The sequence below is a fragment of the Albibacterium bauzanense genome (genome assembly GCF_004339765.1).
Classification (GTDB): Bacteria; Bacteroidota; Bacteroidia; order Sphingobacteriales; family Sphingobacteriaceae; genus Albibacterium; species Albibacterium bauzanense.
In genome coordinates, this window is the sequence record NZ_SMGO01000002.1 from 499,726 (window position 1) to 521,243 (window position 21,518).

The following is a 21,518-nucleotide window of genomic DNA, read 5'->3' on the forward strand; positions in this document are numbered from 1 at the left end:
ATGAAAACAATACGCATTCTTTTAATATTAGTAATACCAATTTTACTTATTGGAAATTCTGTTTCGGCTCAAACGACCGTTGATCCGAAGGCGCAGGAAATGTATCTGCAAGCAATTAAAAGTTTAGAAAGTAGAGATATCAGTACTGGCCAGAACTTGCTTGAGCAGGCAGTTGCTTTAGATAGTACGCATCAAAAGGCAAATCTTGATTTAATGCGTATTTATTTTACCCAGCGTAATTATTCGGGGGCTGAAGGTTTGGCAAAGCGTCTTATTAAGTTGCAGCCTGAGAATGAAACCAACTGGATTGCATTAGCTGATATTTATAAGGCTACTGAAAATTATGAAGAGCTTCTTAATGTATTTGATACGCTTATTCAACTAAAACCAGATAGCTCTGCCTTTTATTATGATAAGGCTTTTGCCTTGTCGCTTGCTGAGAATTTTGATGCATCGCTGGATCTATATAAACAGATTGAGAAGAAATTTGGTGTAGACGATCGGCTTTTCATGGCGCGGAAAGATATCTACATGCGTCAGGATAATAAAAAGAAAGCCATTGCTGAAGCCAAGGCCTATCTTGCTTACAAGCCAGAAGAGAGTAATCCGTATTTGATGATGGCGAATCTTTATTTAGATATTGGCGAACCAAAAGAAGCTTTGAAAATACTTAATAAGGGAGAGAAGAAGTTTCCTAATGAAGCTTATATCCCTCTTACAAAAGCAGATGCCTATCATAGTTTGAAGATGAATGATGAGGTTTTTGTTGAACTGAAGAAAACATTTGCAAATGAATCTTTACCTGTCGCCGTTAAGATTCGTACGATTTATAATATACTTCAGGAATATGATGAAGATACTTCATTGAATATGGCTGAGGAATTAAGTAAAACCTTGGTTGAGAGCCATCCTGAACAGGCAGATGCTCAAGCAGTATATGGTGATATAATGTTGCAGTTAGGCAAATACGAGGATGCGCATACTGCTTTTGTAAAGGCTTTAAGCTTTAATAAAACGTTTGATTTTATTTGGGAGCAGCTTCTGCAATTGGAAGTATCTATGAATAGATTGGAAGATGCACAAAAGCACGGATTGGAAGCAGTTGATTTATTTCCAAATAATGCGATGATCCTTTTGTATACAGGCTATGCTCATTTACTGGATCAGAAATATGCTGTAGCCCGGTCTTTTCTGGAAGAGGCTCTTAATCGTGCTAATCCGGAGAACTCTAGTTTGATGGTGCAGATATATAGCAGTTTGGGAGATACCTATCATGCTTTAAATATGGATGCTACTTCAAATGTTGCTTATGAGGAAGCATTGAAATTAGATAGTAACAATACCTATGTGCTTAATAATTTTGCTTATTATTTAGCGTTAAGAAAAGAAGGGTTAGCAAAAGCAGCATCGATGTCTAAGAAAGCGAATGAGATTAATCCTAATAATGCTTCGTTTCAAGATACCTATGCTTGGGTTTTATTTCAACAGGAGAATTATAAGGAAGCATTGGTGTGGATTGATAAGGCAATTAAATTAACAGAAAGGCCTTCTTCTACATTGATTGAGCATAAAGGCGATATCTTATTTAAACTTGGGAATAAACAGGAGGCTTTGGACTTCTGGGAGAAGGCACGGGAGTTTCCTGATTCTAAAAACAATGAAAAACTTCATCAAAAAATAAAAGAGAAAACATATGTGGATTAATAAGAGAACAATAACTGGTTTGATACTGCTTTTGTTTCTATCAGCTTGTTCTTCAAAAAGGCTGGTAAGTACACCTGCTGGCACGATGAAGGAATTATCCAGAAATGAGAAAAAGGAGCTGTTAAGTGGGATTGAAAGTAGTGAATTGCTGTACAATACTTTCAGTACCAAGGCAAGGACACAGCTATCGGTGGATAATAAAAACTTTAATGCTACGCTTAATATTCGCATCAAACACAATGAAGTAATCTGGATATCGGCGAATGTGTTTTTAGGAATTGAGGCTGCCCGTATCATGATTACTCCTGATCGTATTCAGATCATTAATCGTTTACAGGGTACTTATGTAGATAAACCTTTTGACTATATCTATAATTTTACCAGTAAGGAACTTAGCTTTGAAGAGTTGGAACAACTTTTTGTTGGAAACAGTATAAGTTTCTATAATGATCCGCTCAATACGGTTGTGGGTATGAATAATCAGTTTAAAATTAGCGGAGGTTTGGAGGATCTGACATTTGAAATGGATCTGGGTGCTGATTATAATTTAATGCAAACTAAACTTTCTGAAAGCAATAAGAGTCAAACCTTGCAATTTAGCTATCCGGACTATGCTAATATTCAATCGCAGGTGGTTCCAAGCACGGTTAATATTAACTTGAAAGCACCTACAATGAATATAGATGCGGCCATGAAATATGAAGATACGAGTTTGGACCAGGATTTAAGTTTTCCCTTCACTGTTCCGGAACGCTATAAAAAAATATAAATGATTAACTTCGTAGCCGATAGGAATAAATAGGTTTTAATATTGCTACAGAATATACCATTGAGAAGAATGAATTTGATTAGAACGATAGCAGGCATTATTGTACTCCTGATGTTTGCTGGAACGAGTTACGGACAAACCAGTGCGGAATTAAAGAAACAGCGTGAACGTATTACTCAGGAAATCAACCTTCTTAATCAAAGCCTTAAAGCCACTTCTAATAGTAAAACGTTAACCCTAAGACAGGTTAATGCCCTGAATACCCAGATTACTCTTCGGGAACGGAAAATAAGTACGATAAGCTCTGAAACACGATTAATTGATCGCCAGATACAGGAAAATACGCAAGAGATTAAGAAGTTGGAGGATCAATTGGAGAAACTGAAAAAGGATTATGCCAGTATGATTCGTTTTGCGTTCAGGAATAAGAATGGTTATAATAAGATGATGTTTATTTTCGCTTCGAAAGACTTTAATCAGGCTTTTAAACGGGTGAAGTATCTTCAGCAATTCAGTGAATCAAGAAAGAATCAGGCGCAGGAGATAGAAAAAACACAGAAAACCATCCAGAATAAGATCGCTGAACTTGCTGCTAATAGGAAAGAAAAGGTGGATTTATTGAATGAGCAACAGGAAGAGCGGAATACGCTAAATGCTCAAAAGGCAGATAAATCGAAGGTGGTTAATAGTTTTGCAAGTCAGGAGAAAGAGTATAAAGCTGAAATAACTAAAAAACAACAAGAGGCTAGTCGATTAGAAAGGGCTATTCAGGCTGCCATCCGAAAAGAAATTGAAGAAGAGCAAAGGCGAGCTGCAGAAGCAGCCAGGGTGCTTGCTGAGTTAGAAGCTGCAAAAGAAGCCGCTCGTGCTAAGGCAGCAGGCGAGCCTGCTAAGCCAGTAGCGGTAGCGAAACCTGCGGCATCTACTTCTGCCTCTAGTGTTTTATCTGCAACGCCAGAAGCAGCCAGGTTATCCAATGAATTTATGGGTAATCGTGGAAGCTTGCCTTGGCCGGTTGCTCAAGGAACGATTACTCAAGGCTTTGGTCAGCATACCTACGGTGCTGGAGTGAAAATGGAGAATAATGGATTAAATATACGTACCAATAATGGTGCAGCAGTTCGGGCTGTTTTTGATGGTGAAGTAAGGAGTGTTGTACAAATGATGGGCGCAGGTTATGCTGTAATCATCCGTCATGGTAAATACTTCTCTGTATACTCGAACCTGAAATCTGTTTCTGTTACGAGGGGTCAGAAAGTGACTAGTAAACAGACTATTGGAACTGCAGCCACCGATCCTGACGAAGGAACAACCGAAGTTCACTTTGAAATTTGGGAGGGCTCTGCGCCAATAAATCCAACTCCTTGGCTTGCACGTTTCTAAATATTAATTGTATATTTGCGTACTCCAATATTTCTTTGAATATTAGAGGAATTTAAAAAAGGAAAAAGTTTATACCATTTATAAAAAGTACACACATGATAAGTACAACTTTAGGATTTTTAGGTGCTCAGGAGATGATTGTCATCGCGCTGGCTCTATTATTATTGTTTGGGGGTAAGAAGATTCCTGAACTAATGCGTGGTTTGGGTAAGGGGATTCGTGAGTTTAAGGATGCCCAAAATGATGATCCTGAAGAAAAAGGAAAGAACGAACAGAAGTAATTCTATTTTAGAGAGACTTTATGAGAAAGATCATAGAGTCTCTTTTTTTGCTGTTGCCTTGCGTTAGATAATCCAGTATCTTTTTAATTCAGCAATTCTGTCTATACCTACATTTCTAGCAGGTATTTCCTTTTGTTTTTCTTGTGATAATAAATAAGCTTAGAACTCGTTTGATAACAGGTAGTTCTATTATCTATTTTTAAAGATCAACCATTAATAAACTGAACACATATAAATATGCTATGCTCTGTAAGCAAATTCTAGCCATTGCCGCGTCTATACTTTTATGTATGACGACTTCTTTAGGCTTAGCGAAAGAACGAACGTATGATAGGGATTCAATAAAAACCGTAATTCTTAAAAGACCTGCTCCCCTTAGTCGAATTGACACCATATCTTTATCAGCTCACGAGAGAGAACTTGCATCGTCTCCAATAAGGGAAATTATAAAAGACCAATTTTCTCCTTTGAAAAAGCAGATGGAAGAAGATCACAATGCTGATGTTGAGGCTTACGTTAATAAATATACCAATCAGGCCTTTAGAGCACATCTGTCAAAAATGAAAGGACTGGCAGCTTATTATTTCCCAATCTTCGAGCAAATATTTGGAGAAACGGGTGTTCCTCAAGCTATAAAATACCTGGCCATTATTGAATCTTCTCTGAATCCACATGCCGTTTCCAGAGTTGGAGCTACGGGTCCCTGGCAATTTATGTATACAACGGCAAAGGGTTATGGTTTAAAGATGAACTCTTATGTTGATGAGCGTAAGGATCCGTTTGAAGCAACTTATGCTGCAGCGAACTACCTTAAAGAATCATTCAATATATACGGTGATTGGCTTTTGGCCATTGCCTCTTATAACTGCGGACCAGGAAATGTAAATAGGGCGATAAGCAGGAGTGGAAAGGCAAATCCTACCTTTTGGGATATACAACGTTATTTACCAGCTGAGACCAGGAACTATATTCCTGCTTTTATTGCTATGGCTTATGTGATGGAGAATACTGATCTATATCCGGTTGAAGCAAATTATACTGATATGCCAACGGATATTGATGTTATTTTGGTTGATAAGAACTTATCACTTTCTTCTATTGCCAAGGTTCTGGAGATTGAACCAGAAGAGTTATACCGACTGAATCCTTCTTATAAAAGGAAGATTATTCAGGGTGACAAGCTAAATCCCAGCCGCTTAATTGTTCCGAAGGTTCAGAGCCAGGAGTACGCTAAGCTATATAGTTTTCTTCAAGGAAATTCACCGGCTACGCCTGCTATCCTTGAAGCGCAGAATCAAGATGTTTATATTGTTAAGAAGGGCGATACCCTGGATGGTATTACAAAGCGTTTTAAAGGGTCGACTGTTTCATCTCTGAAGGCGATGAACAACCTCAGAAGCAATGTAATTCAGCCAGGAATGACCTTAAAGGTAAACCAGGATTAAAATTTCTTAAAGTAAAGAATGGCCTTATGAAAGGTACGCTGCATCTTCTCCTGGTTTATCGGAGAAGATAACGGAAACGTGTTCTTTTAATACGGTTGATAGTTTAAGTCCTGCAAAATCGCTGTATACCGGATAATCATGGTGACTTCTATCAATTAATACTACTACCCTCATTTTCTTTAAAGGCACATTAAGAAATACGCTGAGACCGTATGCTAAAGTGCGCCCGCTATTTAAAACATCATCTACTAAGATAACCACCTTGTCTTTTGCATCGGATACATCCTTATCTGTATTTGCGTTAAGAGAAGTACTATCTTTATCCAGCGAAATTTTAATTAATGAGATCTTCTGTTTAGATATCTTTTTTAATTCATTGATAATACGTTCAGCGAATATGTATCCCCGATCAGCTATTCCTGCAAAAACAAGTTCTTTTTCTTCAATGGAGTCTTCTAGAATTTGGTAGGCTATCCTAATAATTCTCTGTTCTATTTGCTCACTATTTAGGATAATGACTTTCTTTGGCATATTTCTTAGATTAAAAATAAATGTAATTATTTTTTCTGATTAGCTAAAAACAGAATCTATAAAAATAAAAAGCCCGGATGTATGATCATACATCCGGGCTTTTTATTTTTATAGATTAATTTATAGAAGGATCTGTATTTGTATCATCAGAGGCAGCTGTCAAAGCCCGGCCGCCATTATAGTAATAACGTTTCCAGTAAGCATCGTTAAGGTCACTTACCATTACTCCGCGACTTGAGGAAGCGTGAGCAAATTTATTATCACCAATATAAACTCCTACATGAGATATATTTTTGCTGCGAATTTTAAAGAAAACGAAATCGCCTGGTTGTAAATTGTTCTTGCTTACCTTATCTACGTTTGAATAGATATTACGGGAATTAGAACCAATGGATGTATTAAATACCTGTTCGTAAAGTTCTGCTGCAAAAGCCGAACAATCAATACCTTTTTTAGTGTTACCTCCCAAACGATAAGGAGTACCAATCCAATCGTAAATAAATTGATACATTTTGCTGTTGGTAGTGGAACTAGCCGCTACACCCATTATTTGTGAGAAGTAATCTTTTGCAAGATTGTCGGGATCGTTAGCTGTGGTTTTAGAAGAAGAGGTTTGAGCATTGGCGTTAAAAAGCAAACAAATAACCATTAAAGAAGCCAGTATTGCCGTCTTTTTCATATATATAACTAAATTGAAGTCTTATTAAAAGTAAAGTGCATTTATCTAATTGGTAGATTTATCTTTCAAAACTAACCGAAAAAGGTATTGCCTCCAAACTTTTTAACATATATTTAACTTTTTTCTATACACTGCTGTCTAGAATTCTATACATAATTGAAAATTAGACACCCATATTATCATATTTCAAATCTATTGTTTAGATTTGCCTACCGCATTTAATATTTATTAATACGTCAAAATGAGTTCAATAGCGATTACAAAAGAAACCTATTTAGAGTGGTATAGATCAATGCTACTCATGCGTAGATTTGAAGAAAAAACTGGTCAGCTATATGGCCAACAAAAGATAAGAGGATTTTGTCACCTTTACATTGGTCAAGAGGCTGTTGTAGCAGGAGCAATGTCTGTTATACGTCCGGAAGATTCAATGCTTACAACCTACCGCGATCATGCTCATGCGATAGCAAAAGGAATGAGTCCGAATGCAGCAATGGCAGAACTTTATGGTAAAGCTACTGGTTGTTCTAAAGGTAAAGGAGGCTCAATGCACTTCTTTAGCAAAGAGCATAAGTTTATGGGCGGACATGGTATTGTTGGAGGTCAGATTCCATTAGGCGCAGGTATAGCTTTTGCTGAAAAATACAGTGGTACAGATAACGTTTGCATTTGTTATATGGGTGATGGAGCTGTACGTCAAGGTGCCTTCAATGAAACCCTGAATATGGCAATGCTTTGGAAATTGCCTGTTATTTTTGTTTGCGAGAACAACGGTTATGCAATGGGTACATCGGTTAAACGTACTACCAATCAAGTAGACATCTATAAAATGGGATTTGCATTTGATATGCCAAGTGCTCCTGTTGATGGAATGGACGTTGTTGCTGTACATAATGCAATGGATGAAGCGGTGCTTCGTGCACGTAAAGGAGATGGGCCAACTTTCTTAGAGATCCGTACTTATCGTTATAAAGGACACTCAATGTCTGATCCGGCTAAATATCGTACAAAAGAAGAATTGGAAGATTATAAAGGCCGCGACCCTATTATTAATGTGAAAGAAATAATCCGTAAAAAGAAATATGCAACTGACAAATGGTTTGATGAGGTTGAAAATGACATCAAACAAATTGTTGCAGAAGCTGTTAAATTTGCGGAAGACTCTCCTTATCCTGAGGTAGAAGAACTTTACAAAGATGTGTATGTACAAACTGATTATCCGTACATCCATAATTAATATTTAATATATTTAAAGACACTCAAATAAAATAGAATGGCTGAAGTAGTTCGAATGCCCAAAATGAGCGATACCATGACAGAAGGTGTTATCGCAAAATGGCATAAAAAAGTTGGCGATAAAATAAGTTCAGGCGATGTTATTGCAGAGGTGGAAACCGATAAAGCGACAATGGATTTTGAATCTTATCAAGACGGAATACTGCTATATACTGGCCCTAAAGAAGGTGAGGCAGTTCCCGTTGATGCAATTATTGCAGTTTTAGGAGAAAAGGGAGAAGATTACAAAGCATTGTTAGAAGATAGTAAAAAGGAAGATACTGCATCGGATAAGAAGGAAGCACCAGAAGCTTCATCTGACTCTAAAGAAGCTGATTCGGGTAGTTCTGATTCAGACAGTGATGTAACAGCTGAAGATTTGGGTGTTACCGTTATTACCATGCCTCTTTTGAGTGATACCATGACTGAAGGCGTTATCGCTGAATGGAATTTCAAAGTTGGCGATGAGATCAAGAGTGATGATGCAATAGCAGATGTTGAAACTGATAAAGCAACTATGGAGGTAACTGCTTATGCAGATGGTACCTTATTGTATATAGGTTTGGAAAAGGGAGAAGCAGCAAAAGTAAATGATATTATTGCGATAGTAGGCCCTAAAGGAACTGATATCACTCCATTATTGAATAAAAAGAATAAGCCAAGTTCAGAAAATAAGGCAGCAGAAGTAAAAGATGCTCCGAAAGAAGAAAGCAGTTCAGCTAAGGTAGAAAGCTCCGCAGAAAGTGCTGAAAGCGATGATTCAAGAGTAAAAGCTTCGCCTTTAGCCAGGAAATTAGCTAAAGACAAAGGAATTAAATTAAGCGATGTAAAAGGATCAGCAGAGGGTGGAAGAATTGTTAAGAAGGATATAGAAAACTATAAACCGGCCGAGAAAGTAGCAAGCGCTGCACCAGCAGCCGGAGCAGCAAGCGAGCAAACAGTTAGTATTCCTCAATATATTGGAGAAGAGCGCTATACTGAAAAGCCTGTTACCCAAATGCGTAAAACAATTGCAAAGAGATTATCAGAAAGCTTATTCACGGCACCTCATTTCTATCTGACTATGAAAATAGATATGGATAGTGCAATGAGTGCAAGAACTAAGATCAATGAAATTGCTCCTGTAAAGGTTTCATTTAATGACTTGGTTGTTAAGGCAGTAGCTGTTGCCTTGAAACAACATCCTAATGTGAACTCTTCTTGGTTAGGCGATAAAATAAGATACAACGAGCACGTTAATATTGGTGTTGCTATAGCGGTTGATGAAGGCTTATTAGTACCGGTTGTACGTTTCGCAGACGGAAAGTCATTGTCTCATATCTCAGCAGAGGTTAAAGACTTTGCACAAAAAGCAAAAGCAAAAAAACTACAGCCATCGGATTGGGAAGGTTCAACCTTTACTATTTCTAATTTAGGAATGTTTGGAATTGATGAATTTACAGCAATCATCAACTCACCGGATGCATGTATTCTAGCAGTAGGCGGTATTCAACAAGTACCGGTTGTTAAGAACGGAGCTATTGTACCTGGTAACATCATGAAAGTAACTTTAAGTTGCGATCATAGAGTTGTGGATGGTGCTACCGGAGCAGCCTTCTTACAAACATTAAAAAATCTATTAGAAGAGCCTGTAAGGTTATTAGTATAGGCAATTAATATTTTATTAGTATAATATAAAAGAGGAAAGGCTTTCTAATCTAGAAAGCCTTTCCTCTTTTATATTTATTATCTAACGTTCTTCTAGAACGTTTTGGTTAGTTCGCCTCTCATGCTTATTTCTGCCCAATGAGCCACTTCAGCCTGACTTTCATAACGGCCTTGTAAATGCATTAATTTAGTAACAGCAGCTTCGAAGGTCATATCGTAACCGCTTAATACACCCATATCTTTTAACCATTTACTGGTTTCGTATCTTCCTAACTCTACTGAACCAACCCGGCATTGAGAGATATTAAGAATATTCTTGCCATTTTTTAAGGCATCTCTCAGCATGTCTAAAAACCAGGTATCTGTAGTTGTATTTCCTGATCCGAAGGTTTCCATAATGATAGAGCGTGCGTCGGATTCCAGAATGCTTTTAACAACCTTTTGATTGATGCCCGGATATAATTTTAGAACGGAGATTGAGTTATCTAATTGAGTGTGCAGGATGAACTCTTTTCCACTGTTATCTTCTAAGGCAGCCTCATTGTATCTTAAATGGACGCCAGCCTCAACCAGTACCGGATAATTTGGAGAGCGGAAAGCTTGAAACTTTGCTGAATTATATTTAAAAGAGCGATTTCCGCGATAGAGCTGACTATCAAAGAAAATACCAACTTCATGTACCAAAGAACGATTCTTTTTCTTTGCAGAAGCTATTTCTAAGGCAGTTATCAGGTTTTCCCTGGCATCGGTACGGATACTTCCAATGGGTAATTGAGATCCTGAAAATATAACAGGCTTTTGCAAGCCCTCTAACATAAAGCTTAAGGCAGATGCAGAGAAGGCCATGGTATCTGATCCATGTAAAATTACAAAGCCATCATGATCTTCGTAGTTTTCTTTTATGATCTCAGCCATTTTAAGCCAGATAGCCGGCGTCATATTAGACGAGTCGATAATAGGAGTAAATGAAGAGACTGTGAGTTTATAATTGAGTCTGTTTAACTCGGGTACATTTTTGCTAATCAAATCAAAATCAAATGGAACAAATGAGTCGGTCTTTTCGTCCATTACCATTCCTATCGTTCCACCTGTATAGATTACAAATATATTTTTCATTTCTGCGAATTCCGATTTTTAAAGAAGATCAAGCTCCAAAAATATTTACTGAGTTTTGTGTTGTAATGGAAGCTAATTCTTCGACTGATATATGATGAAGATCGGCAACTTTTTCTGCTATGTATTTTAAATAACTACTCTCATTGTTTTTTCCACGAAAAGGGACTGGCGCAAGATAGGGAGCATCCGTTTCTAATACAAGATGCTGTAAATTAATTTCTTTTACTACTTTATCCAAGCCGGCATTCTTAAAAGTAACTACTCCGCCAATACCTAAATAGAAACCATAATCGATGGCCTGTTTTGCTTGCTCTAAATTTCCGGTAAAGCAATGAAAGATACCCCTTAACTTGTTATCGTTAAGTTCTTCTAATAACTCAAATAGCTCGTTAAAAGCATCACGGCAATGAATAACGATAGGTAAATCAAGGTCTTTTGCCCATTGTACTTGAGTTCTAAAGGCTTCTTGTTGGAAAGGCAAAGTGCTTTTATCCCAGTAGAGGTCTAAACCTATCTCACCTATTGCATAGATCTTAGTGTGGTCAATTGCTTCCTTGAGTTCGTTTAATACCGAATGAAAATCTTCTTGAACGCTGCAAGGATGTAAGCCAAGCATTGGAAAGCAATTATTGGGATAAGCTGCAACCGTTTCTTTTATTAACTCAACCGATTTCAAATCTACATTGGGTAAAAAGAGCCGGTCAATTCCATTATTTAAACAGCGTTCCATTTGCAATGCCAGCTCAGGAGAACCTGCCTGATAGTAAATATGCGTATGAGTATCTGTTAGTTTCATTTTATAAGTGAAAAAAAAAGCGCCTTTCATCTCTGAAGGCGCTTCTAATATCAATTAGTTTGTTGGTGCCTCAGCTTTTTGAGGCGTCACCTTCACAACTTCTATTTCGAATGCGAGTGGTGTATAGGGTGCAATCGCGCCCATTGCTCCTTGCTCTCCATAAGCTAATTTAGAAGGAACGATTAGTTTTGCTTTACTTCCTTCTGGTAGTAATTGCATTGCTTCATCCCATCCAGGAATAACTGCTCCTAATCCTACCGGAATTGTGATAGGCTCATAAGGACGTTGAGGGTTATAAACATTACCACCTTCTTTTTTGGCTACTTCTTCAATACTAGTATCAAAAACTTTCTTAGCGCCTGTGATAAAATGGCCTGTATAATTTACAGTAATAGAATCTCCTACTTTTGCTAAGGGACCGGTTCCTTCTGTCTCAATTACATAACGAAGTCCTGATGCTGTAGTTTTAGCTGTTAAATTTTCTTTTTTGATATAGTTGTCGATGATTCCAGACTCAGCATTTTTAATTTTTTCCTCTTCAGCAAGAATGTATTTTTCTACTTCAGCCTGGAAAAGACTATCTGTTAATTCACCTTTAGGAATAACGTGATTGATTTTAAAAGTATATACTAAGTATTTAGAATTAATATCTGGTGGCTTAGGTAGGCCTCTTGCAACCATGCTATCAATATTAAATTTAAAGATTGCACTATCACCGCTACCTAATTTCAATAAAGCAGATGTGATATCACCTGGATACATAGGTGCTTGTGCTGTCATATAAGTTGGTTGTCCAGTCTCATAAGTGCTCATTAGCAATGAGTCTCCATCAGTCTTTATAATTGCTCCGATTGACACGAAATCGCCTTCCTTGATTTTTGGTTGCCCATTATCAGTAATAATTTTATATTGCATACCGCCCTCTCCTTCTTGGAATTGCTGACATGCAGTAAGACCTAGCATTGCTAAACCTAAAATAAACATTGATTTTTTCATTTTCTTTTTTTAGATATTATGTAGTTAAAAGATTTTTATATTCTGGTAATATAGATTTAAATGTTTCTATGACTTCCGGTAATGGTTTCGTGGATTGTCCTCCCGCAGCGTTTTTATGACCGCCTCCTTCAAAAAAGCGACTACAAATTTCATTACATGGGATATCACCAATAGATCGTAAAGATAATTTAACGCGCTCTGTTCTATCAATAATTAAAGCAGCTAATCGGATACCACTCACTGATAAGGCATAATTAACCAAACCTTCTGTGTCTCCGGTAGTTATATCAAACTGCTTTAGATCCTCTGCTTTGATTGCAAATATAGCCGTATTGTATTCAGGGATAACTTCCAACCGGTTTAAAAGAGCGAAGCCAAGAAACTTTAATCGGTTTTCTGTAGAACTATTGAAAACGTTTTCATGTATTTTCCAATTCTGAGCACCTAAAGTTATCAGATCGGCTATTATTAAATGTACTTCAGCTGTTGTAGACGGAAAACGGAATGACCCTGTATCGGTCATTATTCCTGTATATAAAGAAGCTGCTATATCAGCAGAAATTTCTTTACGATCATCCATATGGTTTACAATAAAATCATATACCAATTGAGCCGTCGCTGCTGCCTTACAATCCCATAACCTTGCATCATCAAAGCCTTCCGGACCAATATGATGGTCGATCATCACTTTTAATGCTGTTGATTTGCGAACAACATCTTCCATAGGCAAGATACGAGACAGGTGATTAAAGTCAAGACAGAAAATAATATCTGCTTCTTCAATAAGTTTGTCTGATATCTCTTTATGTGATGTATAGATGATGGCATCTTCCTGCCCGGGCATCCAGGATAAAAAGGCTGGATAATCTGAAGGAACGATCACCGTTACTTCATGTCCATGTTTCGTTAACCAATGATATAAGGCCAGCGATGAACCCAAAGCGTCACCATCTGGTTTATAATGAGTTGTAATTACAATCTTTTGCCGTTGAGCGAGTTTTTTCTTTAGATCGTTTAACGATACCATGTACTTAATTAAAGATAGCAAAGCTATAAAAATTTATCTATAAACCTATCGTACAATTTTAAGTCTTTCGTCTGCAATATTTTAATAATAATTCTATCGAAGACAATGAGCGAGATAGAGCTTCAGATTCACCATTAAAATTAAAATTGTATTTTTGCAGAAAAAACATACATGGCAACAAATAGAACTTTTACAATGATTAAGCCTGATGCTGTAAGCAACGGGCATATTGGAGCAATATTAAATGATATTACAAGCGCAGGCTTTAAAATTATTGCATTGAAATACACTCATCTTTCAAAAGAAACTGCAGGTGCGTTTTATGAAGTTCATAAAGAAAGACCTTTTTATGCTGATTTAGTGAGTTTCATGAGCTCGGGACCCATTGTTGCAGCGATTTTAGAAAAAGATAATGCTGTTGAAGATTTCAGAAAACTGATCGGTGCAACCAATCCTGCAGATGCTGCTGAAGGTACTATTCGTAATAAATATGCTCAATCTATTGAAGCAAACGCAGTACATGGATCTGATTCAGATGAGAATGCTGAGATAGAAGGAAACTTTTACTTTTCTCAATTGGAAAGATTCTAATAAGAAATTCTAATCATAAAAAAAGCCTTCTGAAATCCAGAAGGCTTTTTTTATGATCTACTAAATGCATTTACTTATTTACTGTAAAGCTTTCAGGTATTGTTTAACGGTGCTTTCCAATCCCATATAAAGAGCATCAGCTATTAATGCATGGCCAATGCTTACCTCTAATAGGTTAGGAATGTTTTGCGCAAAATAAGGCAGATTGTTTAAATCTAAATCATGCCCTGCATTAATACCTAAACCAACTTCTTGAGCCACATGAGCTGCCTCGAGGTAAGGTTTAAGAGCATTTTTGGGATCCGTCTTAAAGTTTGTTGCGTAATCTTCTGTATATAATTCAATTCGGTCTGTACCTGTTTCTGCAGCTGCTTCAACCATTTTTATATCAGGATCTACGAAGATCGAAACACGGATACCAGCGTCTTGAAACAAAGCAACCATCTCTTTTAGATAGCTCTGATTCTTTATAGTATCCCAACCATGATTTGAAGTAATCTGTCCTAATTCATCAGGAACCAAAGTTACCTGTGCCGGAGAGTTTGCTAATACTAAATCAACAAACTTCTGTTCACGGCAGTTTCCTTCAATATTAAACTCTACTTTAATATTCTTTTTAATATCGAACACATCCTGATACCGAATATGTCTTTCATCAGGTCTCGGATGAACTGTAATGCCTTGTGCACCAAATCGCTCACAAGCCAGAGCAGCTTCTAATACATTTGGAATCTGACCGCCACGAGAATTTCTTAAAGTGGCTATTTTGTTAATATTTACAGAAAGCTTTGTTATCATTCCTTTTAATATCTATAGAATTCTGATTTAAAAGGACCTTCAACTGAGACACCGATATATTCGGCCTGATCTTGATCAAGCACATCAAGCTCTACTCCAATTTTAGCCAAATGTAAATAAGCTACGCGTTCATCCAGGTGTTTTGGTAAGGTATAAACCTTATTTTCGTATTTATCAGTGTTTGTCCACAATTCAATCTGTGCCAATGTTTGGTTGGTAAATGAATTACTCATCACAAAAGAAGGGTGACCAGTTGCACAGCCCAAGTTTACCAAACGTCCTTCAGCTAATAAAATAATATCCTTTCCATTGATTGTGTATTTATCTACTTGAGGTTTGATCTCTACTTTCGAATTGCCATGATTATTATTCAGCCAGGCAACATCAATCTCATTATCAAAATGGCCAATATTACATACCACAGCTTTATCTTTCATGCTTAAGAAATGCTCAGGACGAACAATATTTTTATTTCCGGTAGCTGTTACAATAATATCAGCTTCCTTTACAGCATTGCTGAACTTCTTAACTTCGAAGCCTTCCATGGCAGCTTGTAATGCACAAATAGGGTCTATTTCTGTAACGATAACACGTACGCCTGCACTTCTTAATGATTCAGCAGAACCTTTTCCAACATCACCAAAACCCGCAACAACTCCTACTTTTCCTGCTAACATTAAATCAGTTGCACGGCGGATGGCATCTACCAAAGATTCACGACAACCGTATTTATTATCAAACTTAGATTTGGTAACCGAATCATTTACATTGATGGCAGGCATATGTAAAGTACCGTTCTTCATGCGCTCATAAAGCCTGTGTACTCCTGTTGTTGTTTCTTCAGATAAACCTTTAATTGCAGCAACTAATTCCGGATACTTATCAAAAACCATATTCGTAAGATCGCCACCATCATCTAAGATTAAATTTAACGGCTCACGCTCTTCACCAAAATAAAGAGTTTGCTCAATACACCAATTAAACTCATCTTCAGTCATACCCTTCCACGCATAAACCGGAATTCCGGCAGCGGCAATAGCTGCTGCAGCATGGTCCTGAGTTGAAAATATATTACAAGAAGACCAGCTTACTTTTGCTCCCAATGCTACTAAAGTCTCAATTAAGACAGCAGTTTGAATGGTCATATGCAAACAGCCGGCAATACGTGCACCACTTAATGGCTTTGAAATACCATATTCTTCACGAAGTGCCATTAATCCCGGCATTTCTGCTTCTGCTAATTCTATTTCTTTCCTTCCCCATTCAGCTAAAGAAATATCTTTTACCTTAAAGGGTGTATATTGCGTTTCTACAGACATAATTTTTCATTTTTTTATTAATTGCAAAAATACATCTTTAAGCCCGATTATCAAATTTCTATTGCGCAGTGAGGCAATTACAAACGTTTCAGAACTAATGGAATAGCATAACACCTTTAATATTACATTCAATTGAAATAAGAACTTGGGCTATATAAAGCACAAGGTGTATATTTGTAAAAAGTTTCATTAAGAAAGGATTAAAATGTACCCAGACTATTTGGTAGCGCCCATGCGCAAGGAATTAACAGATGTCGGCTTTGAAGATTTAACTTCTGCAGAAGAAGTAGAAACTGCCCTTAGCCATGATGGTTCTGTTCTAGTAGTTGTAAACTCAGTTTGTGGTTGTGCTGCATCCAATGCGCGCCCTGCTGCAAAAGTGGCTATTCAGAATGAGAAACGTCCAGATAAAATTATAACAGTATTTGCAGGAGTTGCAAAAGAAGCAGTAGAAAAGGCTCGTAGCTATATGCAGCCATATCCACCTTCATCACCTGCAATGGCATTGTTTAAAGATGGTAAGTTAGTCCATATGATTGAAAGACATAACATTGAAGGCAAACCTGCTCAAATGATTGCTGACAATTTGGTGGCTGCTTTCGACGAATACTGCTAATACGCGTTTGTATTTTGATGCCTGTTTCTGTATAGCGATCTATACAGAAACAGGCATTGTTATTTTATTATAGATCTTCGTTAAGCAAGCGCTCAAGATCTTCGTAACCGATATTCATGTTTACGTTTCCTTGCTTGGCGTAAGAAATCTCGCCAGTTTCTTCACTAACCACCACAGCAACAGCATCACTCATTTCAGTAACGCCAATTGCAGCGCGATGACGAAGACCAAATTGCAGAGGCAGATCTTCACTATCAGATAAAGGCAAAATACAACTGGCAGTTTTTATCTTAAAATCGACGATAACCACTGCTCCATCGTGCAATGGGCTATGTTTTTGGAAAATACTTTCCAACAAACGTTTGGATACCTGAGCATCTATAAATTCGCCACTATTCTGATAGTATTCTTCATCAAAATACTTAGAGAAAACCAGAAGCGCTCCTGTTCTTGATTTCTGCATGCTCCTGCATGCATCTATAATTGGTTTTAAGCGTGCCGTATTATCCTTCTCAACATCATTCTTATTTAAAAAAAGTGACATAAATAGACGGTTACGCCGAAGCGAGATGTTTTTACCAATATGAAGAAGAAAACGCCTGATCTCCTGCTGGAAAACGACAATCAAGGCAATGGATCCTACACTTATAAAACCACCAAATATTTCGGTCAATAAGCGCATCTGCGATTGCTTTACAACAATGTAAACCAGGTAGATTATGACCAGACCAACCAGGATATTAACGGCAATGGTTCCGCGGATAAGATTGTAAACGTAATAAATTATTATCGCTACCAAGAGTACATCAATGATATCTAAAAAGCGAATATTTAGAAAGCTTAAATCAAAATTATCCATAGTGCAAGTTAAAAAAAAACTTTCCAAAACATTCACTTTATGCTTAGATTTGATTTTTACGCTAGCTAATAAGAGAAATGAAATTTACATGAAGGGATTGGTAATAAAATCGACAGGAAGCTGGTATCAAGTTTTAGCGGAGAATGGCAACACCTATGAATCCAGAATTCAAGGGAAATTTAGAATAAAAGATATAAAATCTACCAACCCCCTGGCGGTTGGAGACAATGTAGAAATCCTGGTTGAGCCCGAACAATCTACTGCTGTTATCACCAAACTATACCCACGGAAAAACTATATTATCCGGCGGTCTGTTAACCTTTCCAAATCGGTTCAGATCATAGCTACCAACCTCGATCAAGCCTTTCTTGTAGTAACTTTAGCTAGTCCGATGACTTCCTTAGGCTTTATCGATCGTTTTTTAGTTACTGCTGAAGCTTATGATGTTCCTGCTAAAATAATCTTCAATAAACTCGATCTATTCAGCGATGAAGGTTTAGAAATCCTTGATCAATTCGAATCTATATACACCAAATTAGGCTATCCTTGTTTTCGGGTTTCTGCTTTAGAAGGCACGCACATTGATCAGTTAAAAGCAGAGTTAACCAATAAGAAAACACTTATTACAGGGCATTCGGGCGTTGGAAAATCTACATTAATTAATAGATTAATCCCTGATGCCGGTTTAAGGACTGGAAATATCTCATCATGGTCAGAGAAAGGAAAGCATACTACCACATTCGCAGAAATGATTCCCCTGCCTATGGGTGGATATTTAATCGATACGCCCGGCATCCAAGAATTAGGTGTCGTTGATATTGAGAAGAATGAACTCTCTCACTTTTTCCCTGAATTCCGTGACCGATTAAATCAATGCCGTTATCATAACTGCAAGCACATTAATGAACCAGGCTGCTCAATTATTGAAGCCCTTAATAATGGCGATATTGAACCATCAAGGTATCAGAGTTATTTGAGTATATACCATGGCAACGAAACCCGAAATTAAATGAGAGCAGTCATTCAACGAGTTACCTATGCAAAATGCAGGGTTAATGAGAAGATCACCGGCGAAATCAATCAGGGCTTATTAATCCTTTTAGGAATTGAAGCAGATGACACAATTGAGGAACTAAAATGGTTGGCAAAGAAAGTTATTCAGCTAAGGATATTTGGAGATGAGAACGATCTTATGAATAAATCCCTGCAAGACATTAACGGAAATATTCTCCTGATCTCACAGTTTACCCTATTTGCGGCCACTAAAAAAGGAAATCGACCTTCATTTATCCGTGCGGCTAAACCTGATACAGCGATCCCCCTTTATGAGAAAATGATTCAAGAACTGGAGAGCGGGTTAGGAAAGAAAATTGCTACCGGAGTTTTCGGAGGGGATATGAAGATTGAGCTATTAAACGATGGGCCCGTTACCATTATTATGAACACAAAAGATAAAGACAATTTCTAATGACTATTCAAGAAGCACAAGCGATTATTGACGATTGGATCCATACAAAAGGGATAAGATACTTCAGTGAATTGACCAATACAGCCATATTAATGGAAGAAGTTGGTGAAGTAGCACGTATTATGTCTAGAAAATACGGCGATCAATCTTTCAAAGGATCAGAAGAAAATGTCGACCTGGGAGATGAAATGGCCGATGTATTATTTGTGCTTATTTGCCTGGCCAATCAAACCGGAATCAATCTTACCGAATCATTGATTAAAAATCTGGAGAAAAAGACTATCCGGGATAGCGATCGTCACAAAAACAACCCCAAGCTTAAACCTTAAATAGATTTTGATTTCAGATCTATACTTAAATCTACCTGACTGCCATTTAAGGAGCTTTTCACCTCATTCAGCTTGATTAACTTTCCATCTCTTAAAACCGGAATTGTATCAATCAGATCAACCTGCAGGCAAAATTCTACATCTTTCCCAATATGCAGTTTTTTCAAACGCTCACGATGAGATGACTTTTTCAGATAGCCATTTAAGTTGCCTTTAGCACAGTGATATAAGTCTAACGATGCAATAGCGCCATCGTCATGTATTTCAAAATCATGCTGAAGCTTTTCAACTACAGCACCTGCAAATAAAGCATCTTCCAGACAAAAATTATCCTTCCAGCCGGCACAAACCAATACGACTGATTCACTTTGTTTAGCAAGCCAGTTACATAAAGCAGTTAAATTCAAGAAAGAACCCAGTACTACTTCTTTGGCATTCATCGAAAGACGGATAGACCTTGTTCCATTCGTTGTCGTTAATACGATTGTCTTTCCCTGAACTTTTTCAGTAGTATATGAAAATGGAGAATTTCCAAAATCGAACCCTTCAACAACACGGCCATCGCGTTCTGCTGCCAATAAATAATCTTCGTCCTTATGCGATAGACATTCCTCAATCGTTGATACCGGTATAATGGCTTCAGCTTTATTATGGATACCATAACATATGGAAGAAGTGGCTCTGAAAATATCTATTATAACCGCAATCTTGCCTTCTAATGTATGTAGAGGCAGCATGGCCGGTGATAAGCATACGCTTACTGTTCTGGATTTAAGTTCTTTAATCAATATGTATCTTTATTTTACAAACGGAGGTTTTACCACAACAGCCTTCACTGCTTTATTTCGAATATTTACAAATATTTCAGTCCCTTCTTTACTGAACTCTTTTTTGACATAGCCTAAACCAATTGGTTTTTGAAGTGTAGGTGATTGTGTTCCGGAAGTAACCCGACCAATATTTGCTCCTGAAGCATCTTGTATCTCATAATCATGCCGGGCAATTCCACGTTCAAGCAACTCAAAGCCAACCAGTTTATTAGCAATTCCTGCTTCCTTTTCCTTCTTTAAATTTTCTGAATTAGTAAAGCTCTTTGTGAATTTCGTTACCCATCCCAAACCAGCTTCTAATGGAGAAGTTGTTTCATCAATATCATTACCATATAAACAGAAACCCATTTCTAAACGCAAGGTATCGCGTGCACCCAAACCAATAGGAGTAATTCCATACTCTTTACCTGCTTCAAAAATAGCATCCCAAATAGCATTGGCATTGGCATTCTCAAAATAGATTTCAAAACCTCCTGCACCGGTATAACCCGTGGCAGATATTAATACATTCTTTATCCCTGCAAAAACGCCTTTCTTAAAGCTATAATAATCCAATGCAGATAAATCAATGTCAGTCAATTTTTGAAGAACATCAATAGATTTCGGCCCTTGTACTGCTAACAAAGACGTTTTATCTGAAATATCAATCATTTCAACACCTTCAGTATTGAATTTTGATATCCACTCCCAGTCCTTTTCAATATTAGAAGCATTAACAACCAATAAATACGTCTTTTCGTCAATGCGGTATACAAGAATATCATCTACAATTCCACCTGTTTCATTCGGCAGGTAAGTATATTGAATCTTTCCATCAAATAGTTTAGAAGCATCATTGGCGCTAACTCGTTGAATCAGATCCAATGCTCTCTCTCCTTTTAAGATGAATTCGCCCATATGGCTCACATCAAAAACTCCTACCGAATTACGGACAACCTCATGCTCGCTGTTTATCCCGGCATATTGAACGGGCATATTAAAACCGGCAAAGGGAACCATTTTGGCACCCAAAGAAATATGTACGTCGGTTAAAGCGGTATTCTTCATTATTGATTATTA

At 37.4% G+C, this 21,518-nt stretch carries 23 protein-coding genes; 12 read left to right on the forward strand and 11 right to left on the reverse strand.

The features are described 5' to 3' along the window. The 5 genes from C8N28_RS08085 (at nt 1) to C8N28_RS08105 (ending at nt 5,582) form a co-directional block, all read left to right on the forward strand. On the forward strand, nt 1-1,704 hold the full coding sequence (locus tag C8N28_RS08085) for a tetratricopeptide repeat protein (protein ID WP_132223563.1): 1,704 nt from the start codon (nt 1-3) through the stop codon (nt 1,702-1,704). Then, the gene (locus C8N28_RS08090) at nt 1,694-2,473 is read left to right on the forward strand and encodes a DUF4292 domain-containing protein (RefSeq protein ID WP_132223566.1); all 780 of its coding nucleotides are present in this window, start codon (nt 1,694-1,696) and stop codon (nt 2,471-2,473) included. Before C8N28_RS08085 ends, C8N28_RS08090 begins: the two co-directional genes overlap by 11 nt. A 69-nt stretch (nt 2,474-2,542) precedes the next feature. Then, a complete protein-coding gene (locus C8N28_RS08095) occupies nt 2,543-3,856 on the forward strand; it encodes a murein hydrolase activator EnvC family protein (protein ID WP_246012776.1) in 1,314 nt (437 codons plus the stop codon). Between the two features lie 95 nt (nt 3,857-3,951). Further along, the gene (gene tatA, locus C8N28_RS08100) at nt 3,952-4,137 is read left to right on the forward strand and encodes a twin-arginine translocase TatA/TatE family subunit (protein ID WP_132223569.1); all 186 of its coding nucleotides are present in this window, start codon (nt 3,952-3,954) and stop codon (nt 4,135-4,137) included. 290 nt (nt 4,138-4,427) lie between these two features. Beyond that, nucleotides 4,428-5,582 (forward strand): lytic transglycosylase domain-containing protein, encoded by a 1,155-nt coding sequence (locus C8N28_RS08105; protein ID WP_165870314.1) that lies wholly within the window; start codon nt 4,428-4,430, stop codon nt 5,580-5,582. Between the two features lie 24 nt (nt 5,583-5,606). On the opposite strand, the gene C8N28_RS08110 is transcribed toward C8N28_RS08105, so the two are convergent. Beyond that, nucleotides 5,607-6,113, reverse strand: coding sequence for a phosphoribosyltransferase family protein (locus C8N28_RS08110; protein ID WP_132223575.1), 507 nt, complete (start codon nt 6,111-6,113; stop codon nt 5,607-5,609). Nucleotides 6,114-6,228: 115 nt separating this feature from the next. Beyond that, nucleotides 6,229-6,792, reverse strand: a complete 564-nt coding sequence (locus C8N28_RS08115) for a C40 family peptidase (protein ID WP_132223578.1) — start codon at nt 6,790-6,792, stop codon at nt 6,229-6,231. A gap of 241 nt (nt 6,793-7,033) precedes the next feature. On the opposite strand from C8N28_RS08115, the gene pdhA reads away from it, so the two are divergent. Together pdhA and C8N28_RS08125 are read left to right on the forward strand one after the other, a co-directional pair. After that, nucleotides 7,034-8,029 carry a pyruvate dehydrogenase (acetyl-transferring) E1 component subunit alpha gene (gene pdhA, locus C8N28_RS08120; protein WP_132223581.1) on the forward strand — a complete coding sequence of 332 codons (996 nt, stop codon included), beginning with the start codon at nt 7,034-7,036 and terminating at the stop codon, nt 8,027-8,029. Between the two features lie 36 nt (nt 8,030-8,065). Further along, a complete protein-coding gene (locus C8N28_RS08125; protein WP_132223584.1) occupies nt 8,066-9,715 on the forward strand; it encodes a pyruvate dehydrogenase complex dihydrolipoamide acetyltransferase in 1,650 nt (549 codons plus the stop codon). Nucleotides 9,716-9,807: 92 nt separating this feature from the next. Here the strand turns inward: C8N28_RS08125 and C8N28_RS08130 are convergent, their stop codons facing one another. Genes C8N28_RS08130 through C8N28_RS08145 form a run of 4 tightly spaced genes read right to left on the reverse strand, consistent with a single transcriptional unit; the run spans nt 9,808 to nt 13,649 of the window. Next, nucleotides 9,808-10,830 carry an asparaginase gene (locus C8N28_RS08130; protein WP_132223587.1) on the reverse strand — a complete coding sequence of 341 codons (1,023 nt, stop codon included), beginning with the start codon at nt 10,828-10,830 and terminating at the stop codon, nt 9,808-9,810. 28 nt (nt 10,831-10,858) lie between these two features. Next, nucleotides 10,859-11,626 (reverse strand): TatD family hydrolase, encoded by a 768-nt coding sequence (locus tag C8N28_RS08135; protein WP_132223590.1) that lies wholly within the window; start codon nt 11,624-11,626, stop codon nt 10,859-10,861. Nucleotides 11,627-11,680: 54 nt separating this feature from the next. Continuing rightward, the gene (locus C8N28_RS08140; protein ID WP_132223593.1) at nt 11,681-12,622 is read right to left on the reverse strand and encodes an FKBP-type peptidyl-prolyl cis-trans isomerase; all 942 of its coding nucleotides are present in this window, start codon (nt 12,620-12,622) and stop codon (nt 11,681-11,683) included. Nucleotides 12,623-12,638: 16 nt separating this feature from the next. Next, the gene (locus tag C8N28_RS08145; RefSeq protein ID WP_132223596.1) at nt 12,639-13,649 is read right to left on the reverse strand and encodes a DHH family phosphoesterase; all 1,011 of its coding nucleotides are present in this window, start codon (nt 13,647-13,649) and stop codon (nt 12,639-12,641) included. Between the two features lie 171 nt (nt 13,650-13,820). Here C8N28_RS08145 and C8N28_RS08150 point away from each other — a divergent pair, with 171 nt between their 5' ends. Then, a complete protein-coding gene (locus C8N28_RS08150) occupies nt 13,821-14,240 on the forward strand; it encodes a nucleoside-diphosphate kinase (protein ID WP_132223599.1) in 420 nt (139 codons plus the stop codon). A gap of 78 nt (nt 14,241-14,318) precedes the next feature. On the opposite strand, the gene C8N28_RS08155 is transcribed toward C8N28_RS08150, so the two are convergent. Together C8N28_RS08155 and ahcY are read right to left on the reverse strand one after the other, a co-directional pair. Next, nucleotides 14,319-15,035: a pyridoxine 5'-phosphate synthase gene (locus C8N28_RS08155; RefSeq protein ID WP_132224930.1), complete on the reverse strand. Its 717-nt coding sequence runs from the start codon at nt 15,033-15,035 to the stop codon at nt 14,319-14,321. Between the two features lie 8 nt (nt 15,036-15,043). Further along, nucleotides 15,044-16,360 (reverse strand): adenosylhomocysteinase, encoded by a 1,317-nt coding sequence (ahcY, locus tag C8N28_RS08160; RefSeq protein WP_132223602.1) that lies wholly within the window; start codon nt 16,358-16,360, stop codon nt 15,044-15,046. Between the two features lie 202 nt (nt 16,361-16,562). On the opposite strand from ahcY, the gene C8N28_RS08165 reads away from it, so the two are divergent. Beyond that, nucleotides 16,563-16,973: a BrxA/BrxB family bacilliredoxin gene (locus C8N28_RS08165; RefSeq protein ID WP_132223605.1), complete on the forward strand. Its 411-nt coding sequence runs from the start codon at nt 16,563-16,565 to the stop codon at nt 16,971-16,973. Between the two features lie 67 nt (nt 16,974-17,040). On the opposite strand, the gene cdaA is transcribed toward C8N28_RS08165, so the two are convergent. Further along, a complete protein-coding gene (gene cdaA, locus C8N28_RS08170) occupies nt 17,041-17,832 on the reverse strand; it encodes a diadenylate cyclase CdaA (protein WP_132223608.1) in 792 nt (263 codons plus the stop codon). 88 nt (nt 17,833-17,920) lie between these two features. Here cdaA and rsgA point away from each other — a divergent pair, with 88 nt between their 5' ends. From rsgA to C8N28_RS08185, 3 genes are read left to right on the forward strand one after another with little or no spacing between them, the layout of a single operon-like run. Then, the gene (gene rsgA, locus C8N28_RS08175) at nt 17,921-18,841 is read left to right on the forward strand and encodes a ribosome small subunit-dependent GTPase A (protein WP_132223611.1); all 921 of its coding nucleotides are present in this window, start codon (nt 17,921-17,923) and stop codon (nt 18,839-18,841) included. Further along, on the forward strand, nt 18,842-19,300 hold the full coding sequence (gene dtd, locus C8N28_RS08180; RefSeq protein ID WP_132223614.1) for a D-aminoacyl-tRNA deacylase: 459 nt from the start codon (nt 18,842-18,844) through the stop codon (nt 19,298-19,300). Continuing rightward, complete coding sequence (locus C8N28_RS08185) at nt 19,300-19,629, forward strand: nucleotide pyrophosphohydrolase (RefSeq protein WP_132223617.1); 330 nt, start codon at nt 19,300-19,302, stop codon at nt 19,627-19,629. The genes dtd and C8N28_RS08185 overlap by 1 nt, the downstream gene beginning before the upstream one ends. Here the strand turns inward: C8N28_RS08185 and C8N28_RS08190 are convergent. Then, nucleotides 19,626-20,417: a 2-phosphosulfolactate phosphatase gene (locus tag C8N28_RS08190; protein ID WP_317127332.1), complete on the reverse strand. Its 792-nt coding sequence runs from the start codon at nt 20,415-20,417 to the stop codon at nt 19,626-19,628. The genes C8N28_RS08185 and C8N28_RS08190 overlap by 4 nt on opposite strands. Before the next feature lie 9 nt (nt 20,418-20,426). Continuing rightward, nucleotides 20,427-21,506, reverse strand: a complete 1,080-nt coding sequence (gene gcvT, locus C8N28_RS08195) for a glycine cleavage system aminomethyltransferase GcvT (protein WP_132223620.1) — start codon at nt 21,504-21,506, stop codon at nt 20,427-20,429. Between the last annotated feature and the right edge of the window lie 12 nt (nt 21,507-21,518).

Excerpts from the sequence above, each read along its gene's own strand:
- C8N28_RS08085 (WP_132223563.1), top strand. The coding sequence starts at position 1 with ATGAAAACAATACGCATTCTTTTAATATTAGTAATACCAATTTTACTT.
- C8N28_RS08090 (WP_132223566.1), top strand. The coding sequence starts at position 1,694 with ATGTGGATTAATAAGAGAACAATAACTGGTTTGATACTGCTTTTGTTT.
- C8N28_RS08095 (WP_246012776.1), top strand. The coding sequence starts at position 2,543 with ATGAATTTGATTAGAACGATAGCAGGCATTATTGTACTCCTGATGTTT.
- tatA (WP_132223569.1), top strand. The coding sequence starts at position 3,952 with ATGATAAGTACAACTTTAGGATTTTTAGGTGCTCAGGAGATGATTGTC.
- C8N28_RS08105 (WP_165870314.1), top strand. The coding sequence starts at position 4,428 with ATGACGACTTCTTTAGGCTTAGCGAAAGAACGAACGTATGATAGGGAT.
- C8N28_RS08110 (WP_132223575.1), bottom strand. The coding sequence starts at position 6,113 with ATGCCAAAGAAAGTCATTATCCTAAATAGTGAGCAAATAGAACAGAGA.
- C8N28_RS08115 (WP_132223578.1), bottom strand. The coding sequence starts at position 6,792 with ATGAAAAAGACGGCAATACTGGCTTCTTTAATGGTTATTTGTTTGCTT.
- pdhA (WP_132223581.1), top strand. The coding sequence starts at position 7,034 with ATGAGTTCAATAGCGATTACAAAAGAAACCTATTTAGAGTGGTATAGA.
- C8N28_RS08125 (WP_132223584.1), top strand. The coding sequence starts at position 8,066 with ATGGCTGAAGTAGTTCGAATGCCCAAAATGAGCGATACCATGACAGAA.
- C8N28_RS08130 (WP_132223587.1), bottom strand. The coding sequence starts at position 10,830 with ATGAAAAATATATTTGTAATCTATACAGGTGGAACGATAGGAATGGTA.
- C8N28_RS08135 (WP_132223590.1), bottom strand. The coding sequence starts at position 11,626 with ATGAAACTAACAGATACTCATACGCATATTTACTATCAGGCAGGTTCT.
- C8N28_RS08140 (WP_132223593.1), bottom strand. The coding sequence starts at position 12,622 with ATGAAAAAATCAATGTTTATTTTAGGTTTAGCAATGCTAGGTCTTACT.
- C8N28_RS08145 (WP_132223596.1), bottom strand. The coding sequence starts at position 13,649 with ATGGTATCGTTAAACGATCTAAAGAAAAAACTCGCTCAACGGCAAAAG.
- C8N28_RS08150 (WP_132223599.1), top strand. The coding sequence starts at position 13,821 with ATGGCAACAAATAGAACTTTTACAATGATTAAGCCTGATGCTGTAAGC.
- C8N28_RS08165 (WP_132223605.1), top strand. The coding sequence starts at position 16,563 with ATGTACCCAGACTATTTGGTAGCGCCCATGCGCAAGGAATTAACAGAT.
- cdaA (WP_132223608.1), bottom strand. The coding sequence starts at position 17,832 with ATGGATAATTTTGATTTAAGCTTTCTAAATATTCGCTTTTTAGATATC.
- rsgA (WP_132223611.1), top strand. The coding sequence starts at position 17,921 with ATGAAGGGATTGGTAATAAAATCGACAGGAAGCTGGTATCAAGTTTTA.
- dtd (WP_132223614.1), top strand. The coding sequence starts at position 18,842 with ATGAGAGCAGTCATTCAACGAGTTACCTATGCAAAATGCAGGGTTAAT.
- C8N28_RS08185 (WP_132223617.1), top strand. The coding sequence starts at position 19,300 with ATGACTATTCAAGAAGCACAAGCGATTATTGACGATTGGATCCATACA.
- gcvT (WP_132223620.1), bottom strand. The coding sequence starts at position 21,506 with ATGAAGAATACCGCTTTAACCGACGTACATATTTCTTTGGGTGCCAAA.